General features: G+C 43.0%; 8 protein-coding genes. 3 read left to right on the plus strand and 5 right to left on the minus strand.

Going from position 1 to position 9,675, the window contains the following annotated elements:
• Nucleotides 1–597 precede the first annotated feature (597 nt).
• Both HWQ41_RS22015 and HWQ41_RS22020 read left to right on the plus strand, forming a co-directional pair.
• Nucleotides 598–2,646, plus strand: coding sequence for a pentapeptide repeat-containing protein (locus tag HWQ41_RS22015; protein WP_292767513.1), 2,049 nt, complete (start codon nt 598–600; stop codon nt 2,644–2,646).
• Nucleotides 2,647–3,194: 548 nt separating this feature from the next.
• Complete coding sequence (locus tag HWQ41_RS22020; RefSeq protein ID WP_292767515.1) at nt 3,195–4,238, plus strand: Type 1 glutamine amidotransferase-like domain-containing protein; 1,044 nt, start codon at nt 3,195–3,197, stop codon at nt 4,236–4,238.
• Between the two features lie 110 nt (nt 4,239–4,348).
• Here HWQ41_RS22020 and HWQ41_RS22025 read toward each other — a convergent pair whose 3' ends face one another.
• Nucleotides 4,349–5,089 (minus strand): SDR family oxidoreductase, encoded by a 741-nt coding sequence (locus HWQ41_RS22025; protein WP_292767517.1) that lies wholly within the window; start codon nt 5,087–5,089, stop codon nt 4,349–4,351.
• 370 nt (nt 5,090–5,459) lie between these two features.
• Between HWQ41_RS22025 and HWQ41_RS22030 the strand changes: the two genes are divergently transcribed.
• Nucleotides 5,460–6,416 carry an aldo/keto reductase gene (locus HWQ41_RS22030; RefSeq protein WP_292767520.1) on the plus strand — a complete coding sequence of 319 codons (957 nt, stop codon included), beginning with the start codon at nt 5,460–5,462 and terminating at the stop codon, nt 6,414–6,416.
• Nucleotides 6,417–6,438: 22 nt separating this feature from the next.
• Here HWQ41_RS22030 and HWQ41_RS22035 read toward each other — a convergent pair whose 3' ends face one another.
• From HWQ41_RS22035 to bcp, 4 genes are all read right to left on the minus strand, one after another.
• Nucleotides 6,439–7,656, minus strand: a complete 1,218-nt coding sequence (locus tag HWQ41_RS22035; RefSeq protein WP_292767523.1) for an aminotransferase class V-fold PLP-dependent enzyme — start codon at nt 7,654–7,656, stop codon at nt 6,439–6,441.
• A 5-nt stretch (nt 7,657–7,661) separates the two neighbouring features.
• The gene (locus HWQ41_RS22040) at nt 7,662–8,288 is read right to left on the minus strand and encodes a type I restriction endonuclease (protein ID WP_292767526.1); all 627 of its coding nucleotides are present in this window, start codon (nt 8,286–8,288) and stop codon (nt 7,662–7,664) included.
• 75 nt (nt 8,289–8,363) lie between these two features.
• On the minus strand, nt 8,364–9,020 hold the full coding sequence (locus tag HWQ41_RS22045; protein ID WP_292767529.1) for a type I restriction endonuclease: 657 nt from the start codon (nt 9,018–9,020) through the stop codon (nt 8,364–8,366).
• Nucleotides 9,021–9,094: 74 nt separating this feature from the next.
• Nucleotides 9,095–9,574, minus strand: a complete 480-nt coding sequence (gene bcp / locus HWQ41_RS22050) for a thioredoxin-dependent thiol peroxidase (protein ID WP_292767531.1) — start codon at nt 9,572–9,574, stop codon at nt 9,095–9,097.
• Nucleotides 9,575–9,675: the final 101 nt, after the last annotated feature.

Genomic DNA, 9,675 nt, shown 5'->3' on the forward strand with positions numbered 1-9,675 from the left:
GGTACAAGAACCCCACCCCCAACCCCCTCCCCGCAAGCGAGGAGGGGGCTAAGATATACCTCATGTGATTAGGAAATGCTATAAGCTATCAGTAAAATACATGACGTTTTAATAACCCATGTGCGACTTTCTCTCAAACCTAACCCCCAACCCCTTCCCTACAAGGGAAGGGGAGCAAAAATCAAAGCCTCTCTCCTAAAAGGAGAGAGGTTTGGAGAGAGGTCAGAATATTAAGTTGCACATCGCGTTTTAATATAAAAGTGCAAAAATGATCCTTTGAGGCTCGATATTGACCTTTTGATGCTCGATGTTGACCTTTTGAGGCTCGATGTTGACCTTCTAAGGCTCGACGTTGACCTTCTAAGGCTCGAAGTTGCACCTTTAACCCTCGAAGTTGCACCTTTGTGCCTCGACGTTGACCTTCTAAGGCTCAACAATGACCTTTAGAGGCTCGAAATTGCGCCTTTAACCCTCGAAGTTGCACCTTTGAGCCTCAAAATTGCGGCTTTGAAGCTCAACTAACAAATATATCTAACTATTCCTGAATGTACAGGGGTGAGCGTGTAGTAAAATTTGCTCACCTCTGTAAAGTGCAACATGGCTAAAGATTTTTCTGGTCAAAATCTCCGAGGACGCAACTTCAAAGGTAGGAATGATCTTGCGGGTGCAAACTTTAGCTATGCCGACATCCGAGGGGCAAACTTCACCAACGCTAATTTAACAGGGGCAAACTTCAGCCATGCCAAAGCTGGACTGCAACGCCATTGGGCAATTCTCCTAGTTCTTGTCTCGTGGCTGTTGTTGGGACTGTCAGGATTTTTATGGGCTTTCAATGGTTACTTGGCGTCACAAATATTTGATACTTCCAGCTTAAAGAATCAGATTAGCGGCTGGGCTGTCCTAATCGTATTAATTGCCTTTTTCTTTGTCACAATTGGCCAAGGAATAACAGCTGGTTTAGGAGCCGTAGCCTTAACCGTAGCTGGATCTGGAGCCTTAGCTTTCGCCATAGTCGTAGCCTTTCCCGGAGTCAAAACGGTAGCTTTCGCCGGAGTCTTAGCCGGAGCCTTTGCCTTAGCCGGAGTCTTTGCCTTAGCTTTTGTTTTTATCTTAGCCGGAGTCTTTGCCTTAGCTTTTGCCTTTGCCGTAGCCTTAGCCTTAGTCGGAGCCTTCGCCGAAGCCTTCGCCGTAGCCGAAACCTTAGCTTTCGCCGGAGGCGTAGCTGGAGCCGTAGCCTTAGCCGGAACGTTACTTAGCATTTACATTAGTTGGCAAGCAATGAAAGGAGACAAAAAATATTCCTTGGTTCGTAATATCGCGATCGCCTTTGCTGCAACAGGAGGTACAAGTTTTTGTGGCGCTGATTTAACAGGTGTTGATTTCACCCAAGCTACGCTCAAAAGTACAGATTTCCGCTATACAATCCTTACTAATACCCGTTTCTATCAAGCCAAAATGCTTGACCGTGTTCGCCCTGGTTTGACTTATCTTCAAAACTCACAAGTACGTCAACTGCTGGTTACAGGACAGGGAGAGGACAAAAACTTTGATCGTGAAAACCTGCGGGGTATCAACTTAAAAGCAGCTAACCTAGCGGATGCCAGTTTTATTGGTGCTGCTCTCAGTGAAGCCAATTTGCAAGATGCCGATTTGTCAAGAGCAAAGCTAAAGCAAACCCAACTAGACGGCACATATTTAACAGGTGCAACCCTTACCGGAGCTTACATTGAAGATTGGGGCATTACAAATACAACTAAATTAGATGGGGTGAGGTGTGAATATGTCTTTATGCGCTTACCCACCAAAGAAGACCCCGACCCCCTCCGCAAACCTGATAATAAACAAGAGATATTTGCAGACGGCGACTTTGCCGACTTTATCAAGCCAATTTTTGATACCCTCGACCTTTACCATAATCAAGGCGTTGACCCTCGCGCTGTTGCGATCGCTTTCAAAAACCTTGCCGAAAACCATCCCGAAGCTGAGTTAGAAATCGTGGCGATGGAGAAACGCGGCGATGATAAAATCTTGCTCAGAGCCAAAACCGCCGCTCTTAGCGATAAATCTCAACTCAGTGCAGAATATTTTGATGACTATAATCAACTCAAAGCTTTATCACAAAGTCAACAATTATTGCTGGCAGAAAAAAGCGATCACATTCGTAATTTAGAAATTATTGTAAATACTGCACTTGGGCAGCCAAAATCTTATACACAAGGAAATACCATCATGTCTGATATCAGCGGCATCAACATTCAAGGCAGCAGTAATGTCAGCGGTATCGCTGGGAATAATTCTGTTGCTAATCTAGGAACCATCAGCGGTAATGTAAGTATTGCCCTCACTCAGTTACCTGATTCACCGGATGCCGAGAAACCAGGAATCAAAGAACTGTTGACGCAGTTGCAACAAGCAATTTCAGAGTCGGCAGATTTGCCAGAAACAGACAAAGCTGATGCATTAATACAGATACAAGCAATAGCCGAAGCAGGTAAAAGTCCCCAAGAATCGACCAAACAAAAAATGGCAAAAACGGCTATCACCATGTTGAAAGGGATATTTACAGGCTTACCTGCTGTCGCCTCGGTGGTGGAAGCGGGCAATAAATTATTGCCTGCGATTTCTAAATTATTCGGTTTAGGATAATTCATCGCTGTTCTTGTTGAGATGCAACACACCGTAGGGGCGCACATTCACTGACTGCTTGTCAGTATCCGCGATCAAATAACCTACTCAAAGTCCTCCTTTTTAAGGAGGATTTAGGAGGATCTAAAGTTTTTGATACATCAGCCACCACTTTTAAAACATCCTTTTAAGTTGACACCAATACACAGCAATGCTGTGCCCAGAACATTTATTGTGGTGTACTGTATCCAAAAAAGAAGCGCTATAAAAGACACAAGCAACGTGGAGATTTTCACAGAATAGGGCAGAGAATTAAAGATTACTCTGGGTTATTATCGCGTCAAAAAACAGTACAAGCCCTGTACGCTGGAAATTCTACCCTCTCTAGTGCCAGAGTTAAGCTAGTGCGCCTCTAAATTGCATATTTTTTCGTTAAAACTGTCATTAGTCTTTTGTCCTTTGTAAATACAAGTGACTAACGACCAATGATCAAGGACGATTACGAAGAAATAAGCAATTAAAATGCGTAACAGCCTAGCAATAATTGCAGTTTGCTCCAGAAGCTTAGTATGACAAAGGCATTCCCAAGCATAGCAAGGCGCTTGAAAAGTACAGGAATCAAGTTGTTGAATATGGGAACCTTCCTAATAAACCGTTTTATCGCAAACTGGAAACGCTACTTCCTGGGTGATACTGTTGATGTCCGTCCCTCCCCCTCCTTTGATGTCCGTCCTTCCTTAGCGGGCCCAGTCCTTAGCTTAGGTGGGGGTGGCCCCGATGTCGATGATGCTATCCAGTGGATGATTAACCAAGTTAGGGGAGGTACTAACTCTGCCACTAAAGTTAATGTTGTAGTTATCCGCACTAATGGTAATCACGATTACAATCGGCTAATTTATGCCATGAAGGGCGTAAAGTTTGTGGAAACTCTTGTGATTAGTAATAGGCAAGAAGCAAACAAAGTCGAGATTTTTGAGAAAGTCAAAAATGCTGATGTGATTTTCTTTGCTGGCGGCGATCAATGTCAATACATCCGCAACTGGAAAGATACCAAGGTTGAGGCTGCTGTGAAGTCAGTTTACCTTAAGGGAGGTGGTATTGGTGGCACCAGTGCGGGTGCGATGATCCAAAGTGATTGTGTGTATGATGCTTGCGCTTCTTCCGAAAAAGGCATTGAAACTAGAGACGCACTCGAAGATCCCTACCGAGACATTACTTTTACTTACAACTTTTTCAATTGGAGTAATTTGAAAGGAACTATCGTAGATACACACTTCGACAGGCGCGAAAGAATGGGTCGAATTATGACTTTCATTGCGCGTCAAATTAAGGACGGTGTATCTGACAGTGTTTTAGGCATAGCGGTTAGTGAAAGTACATCGGTTCTTGTGGATAAAAACGGTTTGGTAAAAGTTATGGGTAGGGGTGCGGCATACTTTGTACTTGGCAATCATCTGCCGGAAGTCTGCGAACCGCGATCGCCTTTGACCTTTTCCAATTACAAAATTTGGAAAGTTCGTAGTGGCGACACCTTCAACTTGAGAAACAGGCCAACCTCTGGGTACTATCTCAGAAGTGTCAAAAGGGGACGGATTGATTCAAATCCCTATTAAATAGGGAGTGGGGAGTGGGGCATAAAAAGTTAAAATTTCAACTTCCACCCTCAGAAGGTCAACTTCCAAGTTTTAACTCTTTCTCCCTCCTGCCCCATTCCCCCTACTTTCTACCAGGGAACCACGCCATTTTCATCAAAAAACCCTCCGGTAGAACCATCATCAGGTAGAGTAGCAAGTCTCACTGCTGCTGTAGCTCCCTGCTCAACAGTACGGTGTCCTTGGTGTTGATTAAGGTCAGTTGCTGTGAAACCAGGAGCAGCAGCATTGACTTTAATCGGGGTATCTTTAAGTTCAGCAGCCAACAAAACTGTGATCGCATTCAGTGCTGTTTTTGATGAGTTATAAGCAAGATACTTAGCATTAGCAAACTCACTATTTGGGTCAGAGTTTTTAGTCAGAGAACCTAAACCACTTGATATATTTACTATTCGCCCTGCTTTTGACTTCTTTAAAAGTGGCAACAGCGTTTTTGTAACTGCAAACACTCCAAATACATTTGTCTCGTAAGTGTGTCGCAGTGTTTCAATATCAACTTGACTAGGTGGAAGGCGATCGCCATCACTTGCTATCCCAGCATTGTTAACAAGGATGTCAAGTTTTCCGAATTCGCTCTCAATTTGTTTACTCGCAGAGTCGATTGTTTTTTGGTCGATGACATCAAGCTGAATTGTTCGGGCATCGATCTGATTTGAACGAAGTTTATTCGCTGCTTCTTCACCACGTCCGATATCTCTTGCACCAACAAGAACAGTAGCACCTCTAGAACCTAGTTGGCGTGCAATCTCATACCCGATACCTTTGTTTGCACCTGTGATCAGCGCAACTTTGCCTTTTAAATCTTCTGACATATTACTTGTCTATTTTGATAAACACCCTAAACTGTTACCATCTTCAAGCAAGTCTAGTGTATAAGAAGTATGTGTCAACACAACATTCAGAATTTGGTAATCTTACACAAGTAGTGATTGCAATACGGTTCGGTTAAGGTGCATAGGCACTTATTGATCCCCCTTAGTCCCCCTTAAAAAGGGGGAAATAGAGCCATTCTTACCCCCCCTTTTTAAGGGGGGTTGGGGGGATCAAGTCTTATCCGAACCGTATTGGTAGTGATTGGCTGTTGTGTTTCCACCAGTAGTCATTCACACCTCAGATAGCGGTTGAGAAAATATTTGCAGCCTACACTAGCAATTGACTCAAAAATTCTTGGAGAAGGTAGATATGCAAACCAAACAGCTTGGCAATTCTGAGCTTCACATTACCCCAATCGGCTTTGGAGCCTGGGCGATCGGTGGAGGTGAGTGGGCTTTTGGTTGGGGAACGCAGGATGACCAGGAATCGATCGCAGCGATCAATCGCGCTCTCGATCTCGGCGTTAATTGGATTGACACCGCAGCTGTCTATGGTCTGGGGCATTCTGAGGAGGTTGTTGCTAAGGCGCTCAAAGGTCGATCTAATCGCCCCTACATTTTCACTAAATGCTCACTGATCTGGGATGAAAAGCGCGAAATTGGTCACAGCCTCAAGGCGGATTCGGTGCGGGGGGAAGTTGAAGCCAGTCTGCGCCGACTCGACATTGAAACTATTGACCTCTACCAGATTCACTGGCCCAACCCTGATTCAGAAGTTGAAGAAGGCTGGACGACTCTCGCCAAGCTCAAGGATGAGGGCAAGGTTCGCTATATCGGGGTTTCAAACTTCAATGTAGAACAGTTGAAACGTGCCCAGGAGATTGCACCAGTTACCTCATTGCAACCGCCTTATTCTCTGGTTAAGCCTGATGTCGAAAAGGAGATTCTACCTTTTTGTAAGGAAAACAACATCGGTGTGATTGTGTATTCACCGATGCAATCTGGCTTGCTCACAGGAAAGATCACACCTGAGCGGGTTGCTAATTTCCCAGATGATGATTGGCGCAAAAACAATAGTGAATTTCAGGAGCCACGTCTATCTCGTAACCTGAAGCTAGTTGAGGTGTTGCAGCACATTGGTAAACAACACGATCGCTCGTCGGGTGAGGTGGCGATCGCTTGGACTTTAAACAATCCGGCGGTGACTGCGGCGATCGTTGGCGGACGCAATCCCAAGCAGGTGGAAGGAATCATCGGGGCTGGGGAATTTCGCCTCAATCAGCAGGAGCTAGATCAGATTGGTGCTTTCCTGCGCGAGAATCCATAAATCAGGCGTCAGAATACAGAATTCATAGTGAATTCTGTATTTTGAGTTCTGAATTCTTCTTGGTAAAATCTCTCATGGGATGACGTAAACTTTCAATAGTAGCGATCGCATGTTTCGCCACAATATCAATTTCCTCTTGCGTATTAAACCGTCCAATACCAAACCGCACTGAGGCATAAGCTAGCTGTTCTGAATGTCCCAGTGCTGTGAGAACATGGGAGGGTGCAGTGGTAGCCGACGAGCAAGCAGAACCAGAAGAAACCGCCATTACTGGCTGCAATCCTAGCAAAAGTGCGGCTCCATCCACCCCCTCAACACTGATATTCAAGTTTCCCGCCAATCGCTCTTGAGGGTGTCCGTTGAGATAAATTCCTTCAACTTGAGAAAGCTGTTCCCACAAGCTTTGCCTTAACTGGGTGAGGCGTTGGGTTTCTGTTGCTTGTTCTGCCAAAGCGATTTCTACAGCTTTCCCAAAGCCGGCAATTTGCGGTGTATATAATGTACCAGAACGCATCCCCCGCTCATGTCCGCCGCCGTGCTGCTGAGGAGCCAGTTGCACTCTGGGGTTCCGCCTACGGACGTACAGCGCCCCAATGCCTTTGGGCCCATATAGTTTGTGTGCTGTTAGCGACATCAAATCTATTTTCATCGCTTGCACATCCAAGGGAATTTTACCAATCGCTTGGGCGGCATCGGTGTGGAAAATGATATTGCGATCGCCTAGCCCATCGCGGCACATTTCCCCAATTTCTGCCAATGGCTGCAACACACCAATTTCGTTATTTGCAGCCATCACCGATACCAAAATCGTCTCAGGACGGAAAGCTTTTTTTAACTCAATTAAATCAATCAATCCATCTTTTTGCACAGGGAGAATAGTAATATCAAAACCGAGACTTTTTAAATAATTACAAGGATCAATAGCTGCACTATGTTCAGTAGCAACAGTAATAATATGCTGACCTTTTTTAAAATAAGCTTCAGCAACACCTTTAATAGCTAAATTATTCGCTTCTGTTGCACCACTCGTAAAAACAATTTCTTCTGGTGTGGCGTTGATTGCTGCTGCTAAAATCTCTCGCGTTTGCTTAACAGCAGCTTCTGCTTCCCAACCATAAACATGACTAATACTCGATGGGTTGCCAAAGTGTTCTGTGAAGTAGGGGAGCATTGCTGCTAATACCCGTTCATCTACGGGTGTAGTGGCGTGACAATCAAGGTATATAGGACGAATAGACATAATTATTAACTCAAACTTTGACTCAAATTTTTTAATACACTTAGAACCTGATACAGTTCACTTTGTCGTTTCAAAAGTGTAAATTGGTCAGACATAGCATACTTGGGCTGATTTTCTTTAGTAAGTTTAAGGAAAATAAAATCACTACCATTTGTTACTAATCCAAAAGTAGGTTTGTCTTGACTAGGATTAGCCAACATATAAACAAGTGCTTGAGGTATGGCTTCTAAAAGAGAAAAGCTAGACCTTTTAGATTCAATTACTAACAACCAGAATTGTTCTTGAATAACTAAAATATCAATTCTACCTCTAATAATTTCTCCTTCATCTTCCGCAGAAATTTGTATTGATTGTTCGCCTCTCATATAAAAAGGCTCATCATAAAATCCAGCTAAGTTGAGTAAAGGAGATAAAACTACTAATTTCACCGTTTCTTCGGACAAAGGAGGATATTTAACTAAACGGAGAAAATGAAGTTTTATTTTGTCTAAATCTGGCTTTTCTAAATCTGTAATTTCCGGTAAATTCTCAAACCATTCTGTGAAGAATGCCTCATCTTCAGCTAGCTGTAGACTAAATCTTTCTTCCAAATAGGCCAGCCCGACATTTTGTGCTTGGATAAATTGAACCATAATTCATTTAAAAGATGCAATATAACTATTATGACACTGTTCCAGTATTAACCTAGATAGGAAGAGCAAAGATAATTAACTTAAAACTTGACCTAAATTTTTTAAAGTATTCAAAACTTTATATAATTCATCTTCGCGTCTATATAAAGTGAATCTATCAGATAAAGCATACATTGGTTGAGCTTGTTTTATCAGCTTCATAAATTGGAAATCTTCTCCATTCATTACCAAGCAATATACAGGATGATCAGGCTGAGGATTTGCCAACATATAAGTCAGTGCTTGGGGAATTGCCTTTGCTAAAGAAAAACTAGACCTCTTAGATTCAATTATCAGTAACCATAACTTATCTTGGAGAACCAGTACATCAATTTTGCCTTTGATAATTTCTTTAGTCTGTTCTATATTTTCTTCATTATCAATGATAATTTCTTCACTAATTTCTACACTTTCTTCTGTAGCGATGTAAAAATGATGACGATAAAAACCAGCCAAATCTAGCAACGGAGATAATACCACCATTTTTACTGCTTCTTCTAAAAGAGGAGCATTTTCAAGGACGTTGAGATAGTTAGTTTTAACTCTGTCTAAATATTGCTTTTCTAATTCGGAAATTTCCGGGATGTAGTCAAACCACTCTGTAAAAAATTGCTCCTCTTCAGACTTGTGTAGAGAAAAATTTTCCTTTAAGTAGGCAAGAGTGACATTTTGGGCTTGGATAACTTGCATCATGTTTATTTCAAATTGGCAGAAGTTTAATTCCTTACTTCAATCATCGTGCTGGCAGTTTCTAGTATCCAGTCGCGTTACGTGGCTGCTAATTCCCGTAATTTAGTTAAAACTGCCTGAGCATGACCTTTGGTTTTCACATTAGGCCAAGTATAGACAATAATTTTATCAGGTGAAATTAGAAAGGTTGACCGAGCAACGCCCATATATTCTTTGCCCATAAACTTTTTCAATCGCCAAGCGCCGTAGGCTTCTGTCAAAATATGTTCTGGGTCACTTAAAAGGGTAATTGACAAGTTATGTTTGCTGATAAATTTACAATGGGACTTACCCAAATCTGGACTTACGCCTAAGATTTTCGCTCCCAGTGCGCTGAAGTCTTGATACAACTCGGTGAAATCTTTCGCTTCAGTGGTACAGCCCGGTGTGTCATCTTTGGGGTAGAAATAGAGGACAATCCACTGACTGCTGAGGTCATCGAGAGTGACTGAATTGCTATTTTGGTCAGGAGTGGAGAAATCTGGCGCTGGTTGTCCGATTTGGGGAATGTTGCTCATGATGGTGGTGTGAGAGATTGCGTAGGCGTAGCCCATCGTAGACATCGCTTTAGAATTGTACATATATTAGACCTCTTGCAAAAGTCCCCTAACACCCCACC

Origin of the sequence: Nostoc sp. NOS(2021) (genome assembly GCF_017115025.1) — a bacterium.
In the GTDB taxonomy this organism is placed as follows: Bacteria; Cyanobacteriota; Cyanobacteriia; order Cyanobacteriales; family Nostocaceae; genus Nostoc.